Source organism: Lysinibacillus capsici (assembly GCF_003367505.1).
GTDB classification, from domain to species: domain Bacteria; phylum Bacillota; class Bacilli; order Bacillales_A; family Planococcaceae; genus Lysinibacillus; species Lysinibacillus capsici.
In genome coordinates, this window is sequence record NZ_PXXX01000022.1 from 20,066 (window position 1) to 39,669 (window position 19,604).

Here is a 19,604-nt window from a genome sequence, read left to right on the forward strand (position 1 = left end):
ATGACTATTTATACGGCTGCGAACTATGCGGTAGATGACGACTCATTTACCCAGGCTTTTTTAAAGCAGAATCATTCACAATTCTGGCTACCCGAAGAAATATCGCTAACACCCGATTTATTGACTTGGAAAGCTCTTTCAAAAGAAGAACAAAAAGCATATATGCGTGTACTTGGAGGATTGACTTTACTTGATACAGAACAAGGAGTTGGTATACCTCGATTAATTCCTCATATTAAAGGGCATCAACGACAAGCGTTGCTTACCTTTATGTCAGCAATGGAAAACTCGGTCCATGCCAAGTCGTACTCTAACATCTTCTTAACTTTGGCAAATCGTGAGGAAATTAAAGAAGTATTCGATTGGGTACGGGAAAATCAGTATTTGCAAACAAAAGCTGACGTTATTGTGACGCAATATAAGGCAATCAAAAACAATGATGATATTTCACTTTATAAGGCGCTAGTTTCGTCAGTATTCCTTGAATCGTTCTTATTTTACAGTGGTTTCTACTACCCACTGTATATGTACGGACAAGGAAAATTAATGCAGGCTGGGGAGATCATAAACTTAATTATTCGTGATGAAAGCATACATGGTGTCTATGTCGGTTTATTAGCGCAAGAAATCTATAACCGACACTCATCAGATGTACAAAGCGAATTGTCTGCGTGGGTACATGAGACACTCGAAAAGCTATATCAGAACGAGGCGTTATATACAGCAGACATTTATGATGATGTCGGTTTGACATACGATGTACTTAATTTCGTTCAGTACAACGCAAATAAGGCATTATCTAACTTAGGATTTGACGCTTATTACACACATGACAACTTTAATCCAATCGTTTTAAACGGACTATCAACGAAAACAAAATCGCATGATTTCTTTTCAATGAAAGGTAATGGGTATAAAAAAGCAACTGTCGAACCAATTCAAGACTCGGACTTCTATTAGAAAGGAACGATTCTATGGTAAAAGACATCGAGCATCCCGATATAACGCACGCATTGCGAACAGGCCATGATCGGGAAACCTGGCGTAATATACAAAACGCAAAGCTGCTTACGGAATCAGTACCACGTGATTATTACGGAGACATTATTGACTTAAAGAACGACCATTACGTCGTGATTCCGACAGGCTATAAGATATTGCACAGTAACTTACAACGTTATTTGGAAGAAAGAAAAGGCTTCGAATTTAATTACGTATTCAGCGATTAGGAGGAAAACACATGGGACTGCCTAAAGATACGATGTTATACGGATTTGCTGAAAAATTGACGCGAGAACAATGTGAGTATGTCGATAGTATTTTTGATAATCAAGTAACGATTGTAAACGCAAAGGCTGGGAGTGGTAAGACTACACTTGCAGTTGCCTGCGCAGCACTACTCGGAAAACCTCTCGTATATATTTTCGCTCCAGTCGAGGAAGGCAAGATGGGTTTTCGTCCAGGTACTCAACGTGATAAAGAAGCTGAATACTATCAACCATTAATTGACGCTCTATATGAAATCGGCGAGAATCCGTCAAAAGTAATCTATGATGCTGAAAATATCGAAGCACAAAAGCGTGGCGACGTTTGGGTGTATCCTCGGAGTCACATCTTCGCTCGCGGGACGAATATCAAGGATTCGACGGTGATTATAGCTGAGGCCCAGAATTTTACGCGAGGTGAACTTAAAAAGGTCCTTACGCGAATTCATGATAGCTGTACGGTAATTATCGAAGGACATGACGGCCAGAACGACTTGCCAAATCCGAATAAGAGTGGATTTGTACCGTATATCGAACATTTAGCAGCTTATGAATTTGTAAATGTCGTGCGGTTAAAGAAGAACTTCCGAGGTCGTTTATCGACTATTGCGGATGAAATGACTTGGTAGGAGGGGATTTCAATGAAACGGTATACAATTGGCTTAAACGTAAACGATTCGTCAGAATTATTACAAGCAGCTACGGACATTCAAGCGTTCATTGATACGTTAGGTGTCGCAAGTGAGCTAGACATACAAGTGAGTGTTAATCCGTTATTGTCACAATCTGAAAATACTAACGTTATCGGGTTTGCGATGAAAACTGAGGAAGATTACGAGGAGGATGAAGAGTAATGAACGAACAACAAGCACAAAAAATCGAGAGAGTGGCAAAAATGTCGCCAATTAACGATAAACTAACAGAAATGTATGATATGCAAACGAAACTAGACCAACGCATTATTACCGAGCGAGGTATATCAAAAACGACTGACGAGTGGGTGGTCGGATTAACTATCGCAATGGAATCTGAGATTGACGAGATTCGTCGCGAGGTTAATTGGCGTTGGTGGAAAAATAGTAAGCCGATTGATCAAACTGCTTTGCAAGAAGAAATCGTGGACGTGTGGCACTTCTTATTATCTCTTTCTAGAGTAGTCGGAATGTCTCCGGACGATATTCATCGCATTTACATGGAAAAGAACGCTGAAAATCACGCAAGGCAAAGTGGTACTAGCGAAAAGGAAGGGTATGAGGTATCGAAATGAGTGGATGTCCGAATGAATTCGGTATTTACAGCAGAATGGTGACTTTAAAAATGCCAAATCATCTCTTTAAAAAGAACGGTGGGTACTATGTTGATAAAACGGAGTGCGATATTGACCAATGTTTAGTTGATGAAATCCGATTCTTATGGAGTAAAGGAGTTGTCACAACAGGTTCTTGTTGTGGACATGGAATAAATCAAGGAATGATTAATGTGTTAGAGTCAAGCGTAAATAAAATGATTGAATTAGGTTATGAATTACTAGACATTCCAGAGCCTTTCTGGAAATATTCGTTTATACCAAAATCTAAACACAAACAGGAGAAACTCAATGACGAAAATCGAACGCAAAATAAACGTACTAGACGATAAAGGGTATGTAATGATCCACGATGTACTTGGAACAGATTTAACGGTAGCAAATGCGGCTCGCGTAAGTTACGCAAAGAAGTCCGCAACATTGACCGATGGTGATAAGCGATTAATAGACTTTCTAGCGCGGGAGGGGCATACTTCGCCCTTCCGCCACGTGATCGCACAATTCGAATTTAATGCGCCATTGATGGTCGCTAGGCAACATTGGAAATACGTTGTAGGATCGTCAATGCTCGAAGCTACTGGAGATAATATGGATGCTTGGAACGAATCGAGTCGTCGTTATGTAACGGAAGAACCGACATTCTACGTACCACAGCCATATGAATGGCGATCAGCACCAGAAAACAGTAAACAAGGTTCAGGCGATATAGTTCGTTTTGAAATTGGAGAATCTGCAACAAGTGCGCTCATACAACATGTTGATGTATGCATTAAATTGTACGAGGACGCTATTTCTAGCGGAATTTGTGCTGAGCAAGCACGCCTATTCTTGCCAGCATACGGAATGTACGTTAAATACTACTGGACAGCATCGTTACAAAGCGTCTGTCACTTCCTAAATCAGCGTTTAGCTCATGATTCTCAAGTTGAGATACAAATGTATGCGAAGGCAGTTCTTGAACTTATAAAACCGCATTTTCCGATCAGTGTTGAAAAATTAGTATCGGAGACTTCCGAATGAAAAAACTATACGCGTCAGCTATGGCGCTACTCATCGCTGTTACTTTATTTATCTACTTATATAAACCACAAGATCATGAACAGCTTTCCGAAAGTCCCACCGTACGCAATTTAGAACACGTAGAATACAATGGATTTAACGCAATATACACGCAAGTTCTTGAAAAGAAACGCCTACAAGCCGAATCAGAACGAAAAAAGAAACGTCAACAGGCGTTAGAAGAAGCACATAGACTATACCACGCTAAGATTGCAGAGGAAAAGCGTACAAGGCAAGAAGAAAAAAGACGAAATGAACTAAAACGAAAAACACAAGAACAAGTAAGTCGAAATGACGACGTTCAACTGACGCAATTATCGATGATAGCAACGCACTACACGTCGACATGTAATGGGTGTTCTGGAATAACTGCCACTGGCTATGATGTGCGCCAAACCATATATGCCGAAGGATTAAGAGTGATTGCAGTTGATCCGCGAGTGATTCCACTAGGTTCAATAGTGCGCATTGATTACCCTAATGGTACTTCGTTTAAGGCTATTTGTGCTGATACAGGTGGGGCAATTAAAGGACATAAGATTGATGTACTTGTTTCAAACATTAATGAGGCTTACTCATTAGGAAAACAAACAGTAACAGTAACTATACTTAAAAACGGAAAGGGACGATGATACATGGTAAAAGCACAGGAAGGCGATTTGATTCGAATTGTTTCAGTACCAGAAGATTGGTCGTACGATGTTGGAGGAATTTATGAGGTAATTAGTATTTCAAACGAAGGCTATCCTCGATTTTACATCGATGATACCGAAGATATTTATTATGCACTACCTGGACAGTATATGATTCATCGCAAAGCTGGCGAAGAAGATGATCGAGACAAATTAATACCAAGAGAAGTCGCAATTAAAAACGCTGCAGACGCTTTAGGCGACTTAATAATCCGTAAAAATCACGATTACGGAGATAGTTTCTCGCAACAGTACGATAAATACGGACTTATGAGCGCTTTAATCCGAATGGATGATAAACTGCGTAGGTTAGAGACTTTACAGGGCGGAGACAAAGCGAAAGTCAGCGAAAGCATTTCGGATACCCTCTTAGATTTAGCTGGATATGCATTGTTGACATATGTAGAGACGCAGAAATAACGTGAATTAAATATGATTAATAGCCAACCTAGCGGAATAAAGCCGTGATGGTTGGCGAGTTTTGACGTTTAGGGGGACTCATTTTGGTCAGATACATTGCTCAAGATGCGTATAACCAGGCAATATACTTTTCTGGAGAAATAACTACTTGCATAACTACTAACGTAGGGAAACGTGGCAGGAACGGTATAAATATTATAGAGCTTTACGAAATAAATGAAATGGAGGACTTTATAATGCCGTATGTTAAACATAAGAAAGAAAAAGAAGAAATTATTATTAAGTCTTTCACTTACGCATCAGCATTCGCAGGTATCGGCGGCATGACTCTCGGACTTAAACCGTTAGGTGGCGAAGGAGTTATCGCATGGGAATATGATCCGACAGAAAAGCGACGCCAATACGCACAGGACGCTCACAAACTGTTGCATCCTGAAATACCCATACATGGAGACATTTGCGAAGCTAATACAGATGAGTTACCCGACTTTGACGTATTCTGCTTTACTCCGCCATGCCAAGCGTTTTCAGTTGCTGGCAAACGAGGCGGATTCGATGATACTCGCGGTACACTCACATTTGAGGCGTTACGAATAGCACAAGCGAAAAAGCCGAAGATTCTCTTTATGGAAAACGTTAAAGGTCTCGTAAATCATGATAAAGGGAATACGATGGGGACTATTATTCACGCGATTAATGAAATCGGCTATACAGTCGATTTTACCGTTTTAAATTCGAAATACTTTGATGTAGCGCAGAATCGTGAACGCGTCTACTTAATCGCATTTAGAGACGATTTAATCTCGCCAGAGCCGTGGAATGACGTAAAGGGTACTACAATGCTGCCGAAAGCAAAGCGTCGTTATCAGGAAGAGGGCGCAAGAACGTTTAATTTCGATTGGCCAGAGCAAACGGAAGTACTAACTAGGTTGCGTGATTTCTTAGAGCCTATCGTCGATGAAAAGTATTATATTGACGAGGAAAAAACGGCTAAGCTAGTTGCGCAGTTAGAAGAAAAGGCGGATGGAATCGTGATTAGAGAGGCGACTAACAAGGGCTACGCCGTAGCTGCGGAGGGAGACGCCGTTAATATTCAGTTCCCTAACAGCAAAACTCGCAGAGGACGCGTGGGTAAGCAGATGGCTAATACGCTAGAGGCGAATGGGTGCAATCAAGGCGTTGTGGAGCGTATTGAACAGTTCTCTAAAGGAGACGGAATAAGCTGTTGTATAGACGCAAATTATGCGAAAGGTACATCACCTGGAGACGTCGGTAAAGGACGTCGTACACATATCGTAGAAGATTCTCCGATAATGCTCGGTCATATCGACTTAAAAGGTCACGACGCTATTAAGAGGGTTTACAGTCCGACAGGGCAAGGCCCGACATTAACGACTATGGGCGGAGGACATCGTGAGCCAAAAATTGTAGAAGAAATTCGTCCAGTATTAACACCAGAACGCCTTGAAAAACGTCAAAATGGACGTAGATTCAAAGAGGACGGAGAAGAATCATTCACACTCACGTCTATTGATCGACATGGCGTAGCAGTCGGAGAATATCCGAAATATCGAATCCGCAAGCTAACTCCGCGAGAGTGCCTACGTCTGCAATCCGTTCCAGAGGACATTATTGACGCTTTATCAACGCATTTTAGCGACAGTCGTTTATACCACTTTGCCGGAAATGGCCTCACAACAAAGGTAATTACAGCGATTGGCGAACGCTTAATTAAGTATTTATAGTGATAAAGCAGCAAGCGATTGCCTACTGCTTAAAGATAACGACATTCCCACTAAGTGACGCAGTATCGGCGTAAAACGTCTGTCCTTCGAATTTCTCTAAATTAAATTGGTTGAAAAGTTTGGCAGCAGTAATGTCTTTCCGATTACTTACGAAGTAACCTGCGGAACGCATTTCTTCACTCAATGAAGGTGCAGAAGGCTTAACGATAGCAAAAGCCTGATCTACAGGATTGAACGCAATAAGGACGCGTGAACGTGGTTTAATACCTAGTTGGGATAATATATCGCCCTTTAGATATAGCCGATTACGCTTACCAACATAAATTTGTGACATACCTTTATTCGGAACAAACGTGAAGCCAGCGAGCAATTGCGCTTCTTCATCGTCAAACTCCGTTGAAGGAACGGGCTTAAAGTGATATTCGAGTGTTCGGTCAAGCTCCGCACAATATGCGTCAGCTTCTCCAGGCTCGTTAAGAGTAATCATCGGATAAAATTCGTCTTTAAATTCGATACCTGCGATGTAAGTATCTGCGACCGTATCACAATATGATCGTGCTGATTCATCGATTTTAGGCAGTAATTCATCAAGCGTATAAAATTTCGCAACAGTCATAAGTCACACCTCCGTGTTTTTATATGTGAAAGAACGTCATATTTACGTTTTTGATAAGGATATTATATCAAAAAGAAAACGCAATATCAACGCAAAAGGACATCAAAAGCAAGGAGGAAATGGAATATGGGACCGAAAATACCCGCCGTCAGACTTATTTCACTGTATTCCTATCGAAAATAGAGAGCGATATATGGGCAAGTATCACGACATCTTTACTCTAATTAGCCTTATTTATCTAATTTAAGAAAATTAGACTCTTTAATCTAAATTACGCAAATATAAGGAGGAAGTTTATGAAAACACGAAAATCAACCGCAAAAGCGATTTTAACGAATTTGCATGCACTACGACAACGCAGATATGTCGGAGATTTAGATGCTAGCGATACGCTAATTGACTTTGAAAGAGCGTGTCAGATGGCGAAATTGACGAAAAGGCAGTTTGAGGCTATTCGATTTGTATATGACATCGGATTGACGCAGAAGGAGGCTGGTGAGCGAATGGGAATTGGTCAAGACGTAGTAAGTTCTCATATTGATGCTTCTGCGACTAAGCTAGATGAGATATACGAAATGTGGGCATGGATGGACGCTGAATTGACGTTAAAAGGTTTTAAAGGTGTGGGGGAAAATGCTACATGCTAACTAACCAAGACATGCACAACGAAATTTCATCTGCATTTACCCGTTTTAAAAAAAGTAAGACTAACCGTCAAAATCGTATTGAATATGTAGCAAAACTGACTGAAAGATACTTTCTTCAACATGAGAAAATGCCTGCAACACATGTGCTAGATCGCATGGCTACGTTAATATTGCAAGATGAATTGGCGGATATAGACCGTATGAAGATGCGTAACACAGAATACCCACTTCTTAGTGAGACTCAAGAGTTATACCGTAAAAAAGATGAACGTTCACTAAAAGCTGCACAAGATGTAGCAACAGACGGTGTTGATTATCGTATTAGAACACGTGATAGTAATCGTCGTATGCGTGAAGTGTTTGGATAATATTTGGATATAATCGTTTAAGACTACCTTTTGGTAGTCTTTTTTTTGTTGTAAAAATAACTATTTACGGGGATTAATATTTGATATTTATGTTGACGTTAGTTAATAAAAATGGCCATTGAAAGAGTAGTTGCACTAGCGACTTTCTTAAAATTTATTAGCAAATTGGTTAACTTTCAGACAGCATTGATAACAAAAAGCTAAAGAAGTTGAAGAAAGCAAAAAAGACACTACCCCAAAAGAGTAGCGCCCACCAAAAGTTAATAAAATGAAGGTTAAGGCTGACACCCTTAGCCTTCACCCTAAATATAAAATATTTATACATGATAAACAATAAATCATATTTAAAAGAGGATAAAATTATGATGACTGTTACTTTTGTCTTAATTGGTTTAACATGGATAGTAATAGGAGCAACTTTTATTACTATTCGAAAAAATAAACGATAGGTGGCGGAAATTATATGTCTGAAAATTACTCTTTCAACTCACGTGAAGAATTAACAGAGTATATAATAGATGAAATCATTAATACAACTGAAGCATTAGAAATACTTCAATGCTCACGACAAAATCTGAACAACTTAGTGAAACGTGGTGTGTTAACACCAATTAAAGATCTACCGAGAGATAGATTGTTCTTTAAGGAAGATATTGTTAAGCGTAAAAATGATATGGATAAGAAAGCTAAAAATTAGCACATCAAATTGGTGTGCTTTTTTTATCCTATATCCATACTTTATATCGTTTTGTACCTTTACATTATAGGAAGGTAAGAATCAAGCAAACTCACGTAACTAACGCAAGATGTAAAAGGCTCGGTTATATTATGTGAAAAGAGTACTGTTTTAAGGAGGTTGCTGTGGATGACAAACAATAAATTTTACTACGCATATTCACCTAATCTATATCGATATTTAAAGGCGACAGGTTTCCGTTATATTTGTACTGGACTTAATGAATCAACCATGCGTCAGTTCTGGCAATATGAACGCACACCAGAACTAAGCGCAGCCCTTACGTCATATGCGGAGAATAAGCCTTCTAAATAAGGCAGTGCTAGGAGGTTAAGTGGAATGATGGTAAATCAAACGAAACGTGGATTCGTACAGATTTCTAACGCTATATTCACGCACTATAACTTTTATCCGAAGTATAATGGTACTTCAATACAAGTTTACGGGTATCTTACAAAATTAAATAACTCCGATTATGGATATGCATTTCCGACTAATATACAAGTTATGCGAGATTTAGGGATTAGCGATAAAACCTTTAATAATGCGGTAAAGACGCTTGTTGCTTGTGGATTGGTGACAGTTTGTAAACATAAAGGAGCGATGTTTCACAACAACTTGTATTATGTACATGAACCTATAGAAGATATGACGGAGTTTTTCGCTAAGTATCCAGAAGCAAAAGAGGTGTGGGAAGCGAAACAAGCAACGGTTGATAAAGTAGCTAGACGAAAGTCAGTTGATAAAGAAGCGTATAAAGATGCTCAGACAGCAGCAAAAAGTGATGTAGACGCTGTTTTAGAATGGTTATGACAGATAGCACACAGTAGTTTTTACTGTACGACACAGTAAAATTTACTGTAAGGCACAGTAGTTTTTACTGCGTATAAATATTTACCGTATAAATATTTACTTATAAATATTTACTATAAATAATTCCATTTACGATTATTTGCTAACGCAAATAATCGTAGCTATCAATAATAATATATCTTAGTGTAATTCTTTTAAATAATACGATAAAGAAATACACCTCACAGTAATTTTTACTGTGCGCTATTTGCGATGTTATTAATGGTAAAACTAAAGTAAAAAAAGACACCCTAACAATAAATTAAGGCGTCAACAATCATTGATTATTCTATATGTGATTCGTATTTTCTCGGATTTGGCTGGTCTTTTTCAAGTAGCCATACACGACCAATCTTACGACAAAAGACTTCTCGCGGCACTTTTTTAGTCGTTGTTTTCACCTCGTTTGTTGATTATTTCTAGTATGGTGTTAACTATGAAAAGAATGACAATTAAGACGTACAGTGCTATGAAAAAATAGTCTGACGTCGTTAGATTATTAAAGTCTGTTGTCCGAGGAATTAAAATGCTCAGTGCAATGATGATAGCAATGTCAAATATTCGTTTGAGAGTCGTTTGCATATTGTTAGTGGTTACGATAAAATACTAAGTATAAAGGAGGCGCTAACCTCCTTCATATGCTACTTGCGACGTTTTCCTTTGCGATGGGGGCGTCGCTTTTTGTTGTTCTTACGCTTGTTATTCTTTAATTGCTGTATGTTGAGAGCAAATGAAGAAAGTCCGCCTAAGATACCAACAATTGTAGCTATGTGTTTTAGTATAGCTTCGTAATCCACTTGGTTCACCTCCTTTTCTATACTCTTATTATAACATTCGCATTGACCCACGTCTATATAAAATACCGTATTTTTAACGTTAATTTACCGTAAAATTTTAAGAAAGGAACGATGCTAGGATATGACTAAATTAAACGATAAACAAATTGCTGCTATTACGATACTAAGTCAACCGAAACGTGGTGGGCTTACTTATAAAGAAGTTGCAGAGGAAGTTGGAGTAGCAGAGTCAACACTGCATTTGTGGCGCAAAAATGACGCATTTAATGAAGAACTAAAGCGACAGATTATGCGTGATACGATTGATAGATTACCAGAAGTAATGGCGTCTATACCTGATCATATTATTAATGACGGCAATGCAGCGTTATTCAGAACGTTATTACAAGCGCATCAAATGCTAACAGAGAAAGTTGAAGTGTCAGACGGTAATAAAGGTACAGATATTGATGCGATTAAGGCAGAGATTGAACGTATGAGAAAAGGTGAGTGATTGGGAGAAACTCCGAAAAGGGGAATGAATAGTCTATTTATATAGGAAGAAACTATGAATAGTAGACGAATTGGTGTACGAGCGGTTCGGAGTGTGTAGTGTGGTTTATTGGGCAACAGCCGAGAATGGACGCGTACCTAAAACGCTTTGAAAGATAGGGTGTATATGGATAGTATAGAGGCGGTAGGATATGCAGGATTTTATACAAATATAAGAGAAATCGCTATCCGATTACTATTAGTAAGTGTACGTAAATAGAGGGATTATGGCGTGTGTATAAGAATTTGCATACGCTTATTTTACCTACAAAAGACAAACGTTGATATATCAATGGTTGAAGATAAATCTATTTTACATAATTAAGCTTATGGGAAGTTAGAAACGAATAATTATTCACTCACTATTCAATGCGTTAAATAAACGTTAATGATTTGAAATTCTCCCAAGCCGCCTATTTTCAAATCGCTGTTTCTGATGGCAAACAAATCAGCGCACCAAAATTTCACTTTGGTCTTACGGAAAGCAACCGTTAATTTGTATCATTGTTTAACGGTTCTAACGTAGCCTACACGTCGTTCTGCGTAATCAAAAGATAAAATATAAGGAACGTATTTAAAACGCTAAATAAACGCGAATAAACAGCTAAAATGAAAGGAGGCGCTAATATGGCGTGGGTAAATGGAGAATGGTTAGATCGAAATAAACGCGAAGCATTAATCGCAGTGTATCGTGAGTACATCGATACTATAGACGCAAAGTATTCGGATTCAGCCGGCGAAGTCGATATTGACGGCATCATTAGCGCTGGCCTTATCGAAGATTATCACGCAAGGTTGAAAGAGCTTAATCGCCTAGAACGTATCCATCGATGTGAGGACGATTTACTTTACTTCGTCTATCAGTATTTTGCGGACGAGTATAATCCGGAAAACGAAGTCAACTTAATTCCGAAGGGGCAGCGATATGAAGATGCGGCGGAGTTTCACAAGGAATTGTGTAGATTGCTTGATGATATAGCAAAAGGAAAGTCTGCATCAAACGTAGCATGGTCGGTAGGCCGACGCCACGCAAAGACCGCATATTTGTCTAACGCATTTTTATGCCACCAAGTTGTGTATCGCAAACAAAAGTATATCATCGAAGTATCGGAAACTACAGACGTAGCAGCCGATTTCATAAAGTTTACTGCGCAAAATCTAAAGTTTAATGAGCGCTTACGTGCGGACTTTGGCGAACTATTGTTCCAAAAATCACAAGCTAACGAAGTTGATAATAAGCTTGAATTTATTACGACTAGCGGTACGAAGGTCGAAGCTAAAGGGATGGGAACGCAAATGAGGGGACTTCGACACCTTAGCGAACGCCCTGGGCTTTTTTTGCTAGACGATTTAGAAAGCAACTCGAATACCAATACGCCAGAACTTCGAACAAAGAATCTTCACTGGTTTCGTTCCGAAATGATGGAGGCGTTAGGTTTCGGTGGTATTTGTATCTATATGGGTACTATTCTTGGGCCAGATTCATTGCTTAACCACGTAATCACACAAAGAAAAGACTTTATCAGCCGTAAGTTCCCTGCGATTTTATCCTGGACAAAGCGCGAGGATTTATGGGATCAGTGGCGTGAGATTTATAATAGCGACGATGTAGCTTCCAATGAAAAAGCAAACGCCTTTTACGTAGAAAACGAAAAAGAGATGCTACACGGAACTAAAACGTTATGGCCACAGATGTACTCATATAAATACTTTATGGAAAAACGTGAATCAATGGGTGGGAGAGCGTTCAACCAGGAGTATCTCGGAAATCCTACCGACCCGGATTCACAAATTTTTAAACCAGAAGAATTTTCTTATTTCTACGAATCTGAATTAGACGGAATGAAAGTCGATTATTATGCGGCTGTGGACTTTGCAATGGGAAAAGAAAAGGGCGATTACTCTGCTATTATTACGCTAGCAAAGAATCAAGAGACAGGGACTTGCTACGTAGTTGATACATTTATCGAACGAGTACACCCGGATAAATTGCTCGAAACAATCGTAGAGAAGGCACTTAAATATCAATACGCTGGAATTGCGGTAGAGGCACAACAGGCACAAGAGTGGTTCGCTCATAAGGTAAAAGAAGAGTTACATCGAAAAGGTTATCCAGGAAGTACACGAGTAAAGGAAGTTAAACAACGGATGCGAAAGGCGCTGCGCATTGAAGCGTTGTTGCCAGATATACAAAACGGTAATATCCGATTTAATAAAGGGCATCGATTATTAATTGAGCAATTAGAACTGTATCCGAATGCTCGGCACGATGACGGCCCGGATGCACTTGCGATGGCATACGATGTCGCAAGAAGTGTACGTAAGATAGAATTACAGCAAAAGCCATCATGGTTATAAGAACGTAAATATGACGTAAAGGAGGAGACCAAGATCGGACTATTTAGAAAGAACGACAAAGAAATGCAAGAAACGGGAACTGTCACCTACACATATGACGCATTTAAACCTGGCGAACAATTTCCGCCAGCTAACGCAATTGAACGTATAGCAAAGTATCGACGTATGAAAAAGTTATATGACGGAAAACAGTCCGAACTATATGATAGAGCAACAGCGCTCCTAAAAGATACGCCACATGCTAAACAATTACAGTCACTCTATATTGCAGCCAATATTGCCGACATCATTGTTACGAAAGCAAGTGATTTACTTGTCGGAGAACCACCAATCTTCGATAGCGGATTAGCAGACGATACGGAGCAACAATTTGCAATTAACTCCTACGTTGAGGAAAACGATCTTGTTAAGTTAATTCACGAATCTGCGCTTGCTAATGGTTATCGTGGCGATTCATGGATTAAAGTTCGTTACGACTATCGCCAGGACTATAGCGCTCTAACAATGAGAGGCCTACCTATCCCAGACGATGCGGTAATGGAGCCTATTATCGAACATATTGCCGCAGACTGTGTATTCCCAATTACAAGTGACGGTAACGTGAAGAAGTTTAAGTCAGTAGTCATTGCAAGCGTAGAATGGGTAGTTTCTAAAAAGGAAGAAACACCGTACTTAAACGTTGAGCACCACCTGCCAGGCTATATCATTAATGAGCGATATAAACTTACGACTTATGAAGGTGGAGTTGACAACAAATACGGCTATCCAGTACAGCTTTTCTTAATTGATAAAAAGGTCAGCGATAGCGAAATTGTTCCGACAGGAGTTCCGCACTTACTCGTTCATCACATTCCATATAAATCAACGGACGACCAATGGGAGGGTAAAGGAACATTAGAAGTGCTAGAAACGATTTTAATTGCGATAAATGACCGATTAGCGCAGCTCGATTATGTTCTATGGAAGCATAGTGATCCGACAGCGTATGGACCAGAACTAGGGACGCATGGTAACGCAAGATTAACAGGCGCTTATATTCCTTTAACTGCCGAAGATAAAACACCAGGCTATATGACGTGGGATGGACAGTTGAATAGTGCATTTAAAGAACTTGAAACATTGATTGGCATGGCGTTTCAAATCGCAGAAACTCCGCAATGGCTATTCGGTACTGTACTTGGAGATCAAAACGCTGGAGGAACAGGCACATCGCATACAGATGGCGCTGCTATTAAAGCGCGCTTTATGCCAATATTGACGAAAGTAGCTCGTATTAGAACGCACTACGACCGCGCTCTACGAGATGCACTATATAACTGCCAATTGCTTGATATAGCGCATGGCGAAGCTAATTTCGAAGCAGTCTATCCGGTTATTCACTGGCAAGATGGCTTACCTCATTCCGAAAAAGAGCAAGCCGAAATTATGGCAATTCGTACTGGCAATAAGCCGACAATTGACGTAGCTACAGCGATTAAACGTATGGACGGTGTAGACGACATTCAAGCTACCGAAATCATGACGCGGATTGATGCCGATACAGAGCGTGAAGTTGGTACAGTCGATGCTTCCATCTTTAATGACCCTTATACAGAAATGGACGAAGGGACTGACGCCTGATGCGTGAAGTACCTCAGCCAGATTACGATTATGATGTTAAAAAGATACAAAAAGCTTATACAAAAGCATTAAAAGACGTAAAAAATGAACTTAATAACTTATTTCTTACGGATTTCGAGAGCGCGCAGATCATCGCCGTTGAAAAGTCTATCCGTAACATATTATCCGACATTGAAAAATACGGAAATGAATGGTCTGCCGTCGCCATAACTAAATCAGCAACAGAAGGTATCGCATCGACTATTTATACTTTAGAGCTTACTAAGTCTTATGAGGATGCTCTTAAAATTGTAAAATTTAATACGGTAAATAAACGACTTATTGCTGCAGCTATAGCAGATACTCAGTCAGATTTACTCGCAATAACGCAAAACATGGAGCGACAAGCAAAGATAGCAATTAGAAAAGCAACGGCCGAAGCCATGCGCGCTAAACTTACGTCTGGTATTAACGCTACATCTGACATATCAAAAGAGATACGGGAACGTATCATTAATGCCACCGGCGTTGCGATTATTGACTCTAGGGGGAATCGATGGAAAGTTGAAAACTACGCAGATGTAGTCGCCAGAACTAATATGATGAACGCGCATCGCGAAGCAAGTATTAACGAAGCGTTATCGGAAGAGTCTTACTATGGTCGAATTAGTCGTCATGGAGCTAAGGACGCTTGCAGAGAATATGAAGGTAAAATCGTAAAATTAGTAGCAGATGCACCTGGAGATTACCCTTACATTGGCGATATACCAAGAAAAAAACTGTTCCATCCTCGTTGCAAACATTTGGTCAGCCCTTTGCGTGATCCAGAGAAGTATAATAACCCAAACGTATGGGAGAAAAAACCAACAGAATCAACACTTAAACATGCTAATCTAGGAGACTTTACGATAAAACCTCGCACACAAGAGATTTCTAAAATGAAAAGTGGAGGGCATGGTCAAGATAATATTAGTTTCTTAAAAGAAAATAATATTGATTACAATATTGAAAAGATTTTTTCTAACGGAGTTCGCATAGGTAACGTTCCTAGTCATAAGTCTAAAACAAAGAAAACTGGAGTAGGGCAGTCATGGTTTCCTGAAAATTGGACTAAAGATGATATTGAAAAAGCAGGTTTACATGTAGCCAACAATCCTGATAATAAAATTGTTAACGGATTTCAAATATTTGGCGTTTACAAGAATATTGAAATTGGTGTATTTTTAAACTTAGACAATAATAAAGTTATCAGTACTATTTTCCCTACAAATAAGCAATCTCATTTAGAGGAAGGTGATTAGATTTGATTAACACAGGTAACATTACGAATATTATTGAGAAAATGAAAAAATTGCACATAAACGATCCCGCAATCGAAAATTATTGGAATCAGTTGGTTTTAGAATTTAATGATGAAAAAGAAACAATTCATTTTTTGGATACATGTACCGAAGAAGAAGCTTCTTGGATTTCATCAATTTTTGACGACTTGGCACACGTATTTCAAAGTAAAGAATACGCTGATTGCCTCAAAAGACTTGATAAAAAATATCCTAATTTACTAATATCGCTCGATATAGAAATAGCAGAATCTTATCTTTCTTAAAACCGCACTCTGAGAAATAAATGAGTTGCGGTATTTTTATGTCCGAACGGAAAGGACGTTAAATAATAACGGAAACTACAGCCTACGTAGGCTCAAAAAACGGAGGTAATACGCTATGATTAACAAATTAAACGCATTATTAACGCTAAACCTACAATATTTTGCAGAAGACGGCGAACCAGAAGCGCCTGAGACGAATCCAGACGGACAACCGCCCGCTGAATCGCAACTCGAATCGTCTGAGAGCGCAGAAAAGACGTTCACACAAGCGCAAATCAACGAGATGATTACAGACCGAATCAAGCGAGAGCGTAAGAAATTTGCAGATTACGACGATTTAAAAGCAAAACTTGCAGAGTTTGAATCGCAAGCAGAAGAAAAGCGTCAGTCGGAATTAACTGACTTAGAGAAGGCGCAAGAACAGGCGAAACAATTCGAGGCACAATTAGCAGAATTAACGGCACAACTCGAAACCGAACGCAATAATGCGCGTCAACAAGCAATTAAGAACGAATTTATTAAGGTAGCATCAAGCGCAAATATTATCGACATTGACGCAGCTATTGCATTGTCCGATTTATCCGTCGTAGAAATCGGTGAAGATGGCAAAGTTAACGGAGTCGACGACATTATTAAGTCGCTTGTTGAAAATAAACCGTACCTGGTAGCGAAGAAACAGACGCAACCTATAGGTACTGCTACAAATGGCGGCACTGGCGGACATTCCGAAAAGACGGCCGATCAATTACTCGCAGAAGCAGCCGAAAAAGCACGTCGAACAGGCTTACTAAAAGATAAAGCTGCCTATGCACAATTAAAAAAGCAACTTGGTAAATAGTCGTTTAGCGGAATATAGCTAACGGCTTTTTATATTGGCAGTAAACATCAAAAATAAAAAAAACTAAAGGGGTTAAAAATTTATGACAACGTTACAGAATCAAATCGTAGGTAAAAAAGAATCAGTTACAGACGAATTATTACTTTTAAATCCACACCAAACACCAATGATTAGCTTAGTCGGCTTTGGTGAACCTGTGTCACAAGTAGAGCATCAGTGGTTTGAGGACGAAATGTTTGCAGATGAAACAACTGCAACAGCAGCTTTAGTTGATGCAACAACAATCACAGTTGCAGACGGTTCTATTTTCGAGCCTAAGCACGTTGTAAAAATCGGTGAGGAGTTACTTTTAGTTACAGCTATTAATGCAAACGAATTAACAGTTACTCGCGGATACGCAGGAACTACAGCCGCAGCCGTAGTAGATGGTGCTAAAGTAGAGTTCCAATTTGTTGAAGGTGTAGAAGGAGCAGATGCTCGTAAAGCACGTTACAAATCTCGTAAACGTGTATCTAACTTAACGCAAATTTTCGATGAAACAGTATCAATTTCAGGTACAGCCGCAGCAACTTCTGAATACGGCATTGATGATCTTTACGAATACGAAAAACAAAAGAAACTATTAGAGCTTGCATTACAACTTGAAAAAGCAGTAATCAACGGTGTGAAATACGAATCTCCAGACGGTAAAGTACGTCAAACAGGCGGTATCCGTAACTTTATTAAGACAAATGTAATTAATGCTAACAATGCTACATTAACGCTTAATATGTTGGGTGATGCGTTCCAAGCTATTTATGAGGCAGGTGGTTTCGCAACAGGCGGTAACTACAAAATTGTTGTTGGAGCTAAACAAAAGCGTGCTATCTCGGCTGCTGACGTTGACAAGATCAATATCACTCGCCAAGATAACGGTCGTGGTCAAGTTGTGGATCACTTCTTATCAGACTTCGGTTCTGCAGAAATCTTACTAAATCCTAACGTTGGTCCAGACGAAGTGTTTATCATTGACGCTAATCGTACAGAAATCAAGCCGTTAAAAGGTCGCGACTTTGCACATACGTTCTTAGGTATCAAGGGAGACTATCTTGAAGGTCAGATTGTTGGTGAGTTCTTATTAGAGTTCAAGCAAGAGAAAGCGCACGCTCGCATTAAGGGCTTAAAATAATCGCTGTTATGGCGGTCTTGCACCGCCTTTAACGCATTATTATTAACGAAAGGAGCGCAATCATGGCGAAATACGAATCGCGTTATAAATCGTTAGGCTTTTACGCTAATGGCGAGCTAAAGCGATTTAATAACGGCACTTATGTAACGGAAGATAAGGACGAAATTACCGTCTTAGACGGATTAGCAGACGTAACTCGTGTCGATGAAGAACCAAAAACGGAGGCAAAGCCTGTAATTAAAGCGCCAGCTAAACGCACAGCCTCCGCTAAATAATACGGAGGTGTGGCGTGTGGAATGGAATTTAACAGAAGCATCCGAATATGTAACATATAATGCGGTTGATAATGAAGACTTTTTAGCATCTGACGATACGCAGAAGATACGCTTTTTAAACGTCGGTGAACGTACTCTGCGTCGAGCCTTTAAAGGTTATACGATTCCAAACGAAGCGTGTTACTTATTTGCTTGCGTGCTTAACGCTAACTTTAATGATACAACTGTAATGGCGCAGCGAGGCATTGCCGGATTCAGTATCGATGGCATTTCGTTCACCTTCAAGGATTGGGCGAAGAAAGAGTTAGACGATCTTATTACAGATGACATTCGCGACATAATCGCAGAAGCTAATCAGGATATCGACAGCAATAATGGACGCGTAAAGTGGGTGACGCTCTAATGGCGATTGTACCACTAAAACAAAAGGCGTTTGTGCGTAAATACATCGCAGACAATAACGATGGATGGGCGACTGATGATTACGCAGAGCCGGTTGAATATACGGTCAGAGCTACGGAACGCTTCGAAGTTGTTACGAATCAACTTGGTGAAGAAGTTACAACATCTCTTAAACTGCTGTTCGACAAGATGCCAGATGTCAGCTATGATGATATGTTTTCGTTTACTAACGAGTTGGGCCATACAATAGAGCGCAAGCCTATATCGATAAAGTATACACGGATGGTTAATGGTAAAGTTACGTTGACATCCGTTTTCTTGTGA

At 39.6% G+C, this 19,604-nt stretch carries 27 protein-coding genes; 25 read left to right on the forward strand and 2 right to left on the reverse strand.

Annotation, left to right across the window (positions count from 1 at the left end; genetic code table 11):
* The 10 genes from nrdF (at position 1) to dcm (ending at position 6,487) form a co-directional block, all read left to right on the forward strand.
* Entirely contained in the window at positions 1-960 is a 960-nt protein-coding gene (gene nrdF / locus C7B89_RS19445; protein ID WP_115674358.1) for a class 1b ribonucleoside-diphosphate reductase subunit beta, read from the forward strand.
* Between the two features lie 14 nt (positions 961-974).
* Positions 975-1,229 carry a YqaI family protein gene (locus C7B89_RS19450; RefSeq protein ID WP_115674359.1) on the forward strand — a complete coding sequence of 85 codons (255 nt, stop codon included), beginning with the start codon at positions 975-977 and terminating at the stop codon, positions 1,227-1,229.
* An 11-nt stretch (positions 1,230-1,240) separates the two neighbouring features.
* On the forward strand, positions 1,241-1,894 hold the full coding sequence (locus C7B89_RS19455) for a PhoH family protein (protein WP_115674360.1): 654 nt from the start codon (positions 1,241-1,243) through the stop codon (positions 1,892-1,894).
* Between the two features lie 12 nt (positions 1,895-1,906).
* Entirely contained in the window at positions 1,907-2,119 is a 213-nt protein-coding gene (locus C7B89_RS19460; protein WP_115674361.1) for a hypothetical protein, read from the forward strand.
* A 41-nt stretch (positions 2,120-2,160) separates the two neighbouring features.
* A complete protein-coding gene (locus tag C7B89_RS19465; RefSeq protein ID WP_244205721.1) occupies positions 2,161-2,532 on the forward strand; it encodes a dUTPase in 372 nt (123 codons plus the stop codon).
* Positions 2,529-2,903 (forward strand): hypothetical protein, encoded by a 375-nt coding sequence (locus C7B89_RS19470; RefSeq protein WP_115674362.1) that lies wholly within the window; start codon positions 2,529-2,531, stop codon positions 2,901-2,903. Before C7B89_RS19465 ends, C7B89_RS19470 begins: the two co-directional genes overlap by 4 nt.
* Positions 2,863-3,591, forward strand: a complete 729-nt coding sequence (gene thyX, locus C7B89_RS19475; protein WP_115674363.1) for an FAD-dependent thymidylate synthase — start codon at positions 2,863-2,865, stop codon at positions 3,589-3,591. The genes C7B89_RS19470 and thyX overlap by 41 nt, the downstream gene beginning before the upstream one ends.
* A complete protein-coding gene (locus tag C7B89_RS19480; RefSeq protein WP_115674364.1) occupies positions 3,588-4,262 on the forward strand; it encodes a 3D domain-containing protein in 675 nt (224 codons plus the stop codon). Before thyX ends, C7B89_RS19480 begins: the two co-directional genes overlap by 4 nt.
* A 3-nt stretch (positions 4,263-4,265) precedes the next feature.
* On the forward strand, positions 4,266-4,742 hold the full coding sequence (locus tag C7B89_RS23325) for a nucleotide modification associated domain-containing protein (RefSeq protein WP_244205723.1): 477 nt from the start codon (positions 4,266-4,268) through the stop codon (positions 4,740-4,742).
* A 236-nt stretch (positions 4,743-4,978) separates the two neighbouring features.
* On the forward strand, positions 4,979-6,487 hold the full coding sequence (dcm, locus tag C7B89_RS19490) for a DNA (cytosine-5-)-methyltransferase (protein ID WP_158539203.1): 1,509 nt from the start codon (positions 4,979-4,981) through the stop codon (positions 6,485-6,487).
* 22 nt (positions 6,488-6,509) lie between these two features.
* Here dcm and C7B89_RS19495 read toward each other — a convergent pair whose 3' ends face one another.
* On the reverse strand, positions 6,510-7,103 hold the full coding sequence (locus tag C7B89_RS19495; RefSeq protein WP_115674366.1) for a hypothetical protein: 594 nt from the start codon (positions 7,101-7,103) through the stop codon (positions 6,510-6,512).
* A gap of 296 nt (positions 7,104-7,399) precedes the next feature.
* Between C7B89_RS19495 and C7B89_RS19500 the strand changes: the two genes are divergently transcribed.
* The 5 genes from C7B89_RS19500 to C7B89_RS19520 all read left to right on the forward strand — a co-directional run bounded on the left by C7B89_RS19500 (position 7,400) and on the right by C7B89_RS19520 (position 9,667).
* Complete coding sequence (locus C7B89_RS19500) at positions 7,400-7,750, forward strand: sigma factor-like helix-turn-helix DNA-binding protein (protein WP_115674367.1); 351 nt, start codon at positions 7,400-7,402, stop codon at positions 7,748-7,750.
* Positions 7,744-8,118 (forward strand): hypothetical protein, encoded by a 375-nt coding sequence (locus C7B89_RS19505; RefSeq protein WP_115674368.1) that lies wholly within the window; start codon positions 7,744-7,746, stop codon positions 8,116-8,118. The genes C7B89_RS19500 and C7B89_RS19505 overlap by 7 nt, the downstream gene beginning before the upstream one ends.
* Positions 8,119-8,581: 463 nt before the next feature.
* On the forward strand, positions 8,582-8,815 hold the full coding sequence (locus C7B89_RS19510) for a MerR family transcriptional regulator (RefSeq protein ID WP_115674369.1): 234 nt from the start codon (positions 8,582-8,584) through the stop codon (positions 8,813-8,815).
* Positions 8,816-8,983: 168 nt separating this feature from the next.
* The gene (locus tag C7B89_RS19515; protein ID WP_115674370.1) at positions 8,984-9,169 is read left to right on the forward strand and encodes a DUF5659 domain-containing protein; all 186 of its coding nucleotides are present in this window, start codon (positions 8,984-8,986) and stop codon (positions 9,167-9,169) included.
* A gap of 24 nt (positions 9,170-9,193) precedes the next feature.
* The gene (locus C7B89_RS19520; protein ID WP_115674371.1) at positions 9,194-9,667 is read left to right on the forward strand and encodes a helix-turn-helix domain-containing protein; all 474 of its coding nucleotides are present in this window, start codon (positions 9,194-9,196) and stop codon (positions 9,665-9,667) included.
* A gap of 680 nt (positions 9,668-10,347) precedes the next feature.
* Here C7B89_RS19520 and C7B89_RS22965 read toward each other — a convergent pair.
* Positions 10,348-10,503 (reverse strand): hypothetical protein, encoded by a 156-nt coding sequence (locus C7B89_RS22965; protein ID WP_158539204.1) that lies wholly within the window; start codon positions 10,501-10,503, stop codon positions 10,348-10,350.
* A 121-nt stretch (positions 10,504-10,624) separates the two neighbouring features.
* Here C7B89_RS22965 and C7B89_RS19525 point away from each other — a divergent pair, with 121 nt between their 5' ends.
* From C7B89_RS19525 to C7B89_RS19570, 10 genes are all read left to right on the forward strand, one after another.
* Positions 10,625-10,996 (forward strand): phBC6A51 family helix-turn-helix protein, encoded by a 372-nt coding sequence (locus tag C7B89_RS19525; RefSeq protein WP_115674372.1) that lies wholly within the window; start codon positions 10,625-10,627, stop codon positions 10,994-10,996.
* A gap of 992 nt (positions 10,997-11,988) precedes the next feature.
* Positions 11,989-13,392, forward strand: a complete 1,404-nt coding sequence (terL, locus tag C7B89_RS19530; protein ID WP_244205724.1) for a phage terminase large subunit — start codon at positions 11,989-11,991, stop codon at positions 13,390-13,392.
* Positions 13,393-13,455: 63 nt separating this feature from the next.
* Complete coding sequence (locus tag C7B89_RS19535; RefSeq protein WP_115674374.1) at positions 13,456-15,012, forward strand: phage portal protein; 1,557 nt, start codon at positions 13,456-13,458, stop codon at positions 15,010-15,012.
* Positions 15,012-16,292 carry an EndoU domain-containing protein gene (locus C7B89_RS19540; protein WP_115674375.1) on the forward strand — a complete coding sequence of 427 codons (1,281 nt, stop codon included), beginning with the start codon at positions 15,012-15,014 and terminating at the stop codon, positions 16,290-16,292. The genes C7B89_RS19535 and C7B89_RS19540 overlap by 1 nt, the downstream gene beginning before the upstream one ends.
* A gap of 2 nt (positions 16,293-16,294) precedes the next feature.
* The gene (locus C7B89_RS19545) at positions 16,295-16,597 is read left to right on the forward strand and encodes a hypothetical protein (protein WP_115674376.1); all 303 of its coding nucleotides are present in this window, start codon (positions 16,295-16,297) and stop codon (positions 16,595-16,597) included.
* 115 nt (positions 16,598-16,712) lie between these two features.
* Positions 16,713-17,435 (forward strand): phage scaffolding protein, encoded by a 723-nt coding sequence (locus C7B89_RS19550; protein ID WP_115674377.1) that lies wholly within the window; start codon positions 16,713-16,715, stop codon positions 17,433-17,435.
* An 82-nt stretch (positions 17,436-17,517) separates the two neighbouring features.
* Positions 17,518-18,603, forward strand: coding sequence for an SU10 major capsid protein (locus C7B89_RS19555; protein WP_115674378.1), 1,086 nt, complete (start codon positions 17,518-17,520; stop codon positions 18,601-18,603).
* Positions 18,604-18,665: 62 nt separating this feature from the next.
* Positions 18,666-18,878 carry a hypothetical protein gene (locus tag C7B89_RS19560; RefSeq protein WP_115674379.1) on the forward strand — a complete coding sequence of 71 codons (213 nt, stop codon included), beginning with the start codon at positions 18,666-18,668 and terminating at the stop codon, positions 18,876-18,878.
* Between the two features lie 16 nt (positions 18,879-18,894).
* Positions 18,895-19,281 (forward strand): hypothetical protein, encoded by a 387-nt coding sequence (locus C7B89_RS19565; RefSeq protein WP_115674380.1) that lies wholly within the window; start codon positions 18,895-18,897, stop codon positions 19,279-19,281.
* Positions 19,281-19,604 (forward strand): hypothetical protein, encoded by a 324-nt coding sequence (locus tag C7B89_RS19570; RefSeq protein ID WP_115674381.1) that lies wholly within the window; start codon positions 19,281-19,283, stop codon positions 19,602-19,604. Before C7B89_RS19565 ends, C7B89_RS19570 begins: the two co-directional genes overlap by 1 nt.

Excerpts from the sequence above, each read along its gene's own strand:
- C7B89_RS19560 (WP_115674379.1), top strand. The coding sequence starts at position 18,666 with ATGGCGAAATACGAATCGCGTTATAAATCGTTAGGCTTTTACGCTAAT.
- C7B89_RS19540 (WP_115674375.1), top strand. The coding sequence starts at position 15,012 with ATGCGTGAAGTACCTCAGCCAGATTACGATTATGATGTTAAAAAGATA.
- C7B89_RS19550 (WP_115674377.1), top strand. The coding sequence starts at position 16,713 with ATGATTAACAAATTAAACGCATTATTAACGCTAAACCTACAATATTTT.
- C7B89_RS19510 (WP_115674369.1), top strand. The coding sequence starts at position 8,582 with ATGTCTGAAAATTACTCTTTCAACTCACGTGAAGAATTAACAGAGTAT.
- C7B89_RS19460 (WP_115674361.1), top strand. The coding sequence starts at position 1,907 with ATGAAACGGTATACAATTGGCTTAAACGTAAACGATTCGTCAGAATTA.
- thyX (WP_115674363.1), top strand. The coding sequence starts at position 2,863 with ATGACGAAAATCGAACGCAAAATAAACGTACTAGACGATAAAGGGTAT.
- dcm (WP_158539203.1), top strand. The coding sequence starts at position 4,979 with ATGCCGTATGTTAAACATAAGAAAGAAAAAGAAGAAATTATTATTAAG.
- C7B89_RS19470 (WP_115674362.1), top strand. The coding sequence starts at position 2,529 with ATGAGTGGATGTCCGAATGAATTCGGTATTTACAGCAGAATGGTGACT.
- C7B89_RS19480 (WP_115674364.1), top strand. The coding sequence starts at position 3,588 with ATGAAAAAACTATACGCGTCAGCTATGGCGCTACTCATCGCTGTTACT.
- C7B89_RS19495 (WP_115674366.1), bottom strand. The coding sequence starts at position 7,103 with ATGACTGTTGCGAAATTTTATACGCTTGATGAATTACTGCCTAAAATC.
- C7B89_RS19570 (WP_115674381.1), top strand. The coding sequence starts at position 19,281 with ATGGCGATTGTACCACTAAAACAAAAGGCGTTTGTGCGTAAATACATC.
- C7B89_RS19555 (WP_115674378.1), top strand. The coding sequence starts at position 17,518 with ATGACAACGTTACAGAATCAAATCGTAGGTAAAAAAGAATCAGTTACA.
- C7B89_RS23325 (WP_244205723.1), top strand. The coding sequence starts at position 4,266 with ATGGTAAAAGCACAGGAAGGCGATTTGATTCGAATTGTTTCAGTACCA.
- C7B89_RS19505 (WP_115674368.1), top strand. The coding sequence starts at position 7,744 with ATGCTAACTAACCAAGACATGCACAACGAAATTTCATCTGCATTTACC.
- C7B89_RS19450 (WP_115674359.1), top strand. The coding sequence starts at position 975 with ATGGTAAAAGACATCGAGCATCCCGATATAACGCACGCATTGCGAACA.
- C7B89_RS19525 (WP_115674372.1), top strand. The coding sequence starts at position 10,625 with ATGACTAAATTAAACGATAAACAAATTGCTGCTATTACGATACTAAGT.
- C7B89_RS19515 (WP_115674370.1), top strand. The coding sequence starts at position 8,984 with ATGACAAACAATAAATTTTACTACGCATATTCACCTAATCTATATCGA.
- C7B89_RS19455 (WP_115674360.1), top strand. The coding sequence starts at position 1,241 with ATGGGACTGCCTAAAGATACGATGTTATACGGATTTGCTGAAAAATTG.
- C7B89_RS19535 (WP_115674374.1), top strand. The coding sequence starts at position 13,456 with ATGCAAGAAACGGGAACTGTCACCTACACATATGACGCATTTAAACCT.
- C7B89_RS19500 (WP_115674367.1), top strand. The coding sequence starts at position 7,400 with ATGAAAACACGAAAATCAACCGCAAAAGCGATTTTAACGAATTTGCAT.
- C7B89_RS19520 (WP_115674371.1), top strand. The coding sequence starts at position 9,194 with ATGATGGTAAATCAAACGAAACGTGGATTCGTACAGATTTCTAACGCT.
- nrdF (WP_115674358.1), top strand. The coding sequence starts at position 1 with ATGACTATTTATACGGCTGCGAACTATGCGGTAGATGACGACTCATTT.
- C7B89_RS19465 (WP_244205721.1), top strand. The coding sequence starts at position 2,161 with ATGTCGCCAATTAACGATAAACTAACAGAAATGTATGATATGCAAACG.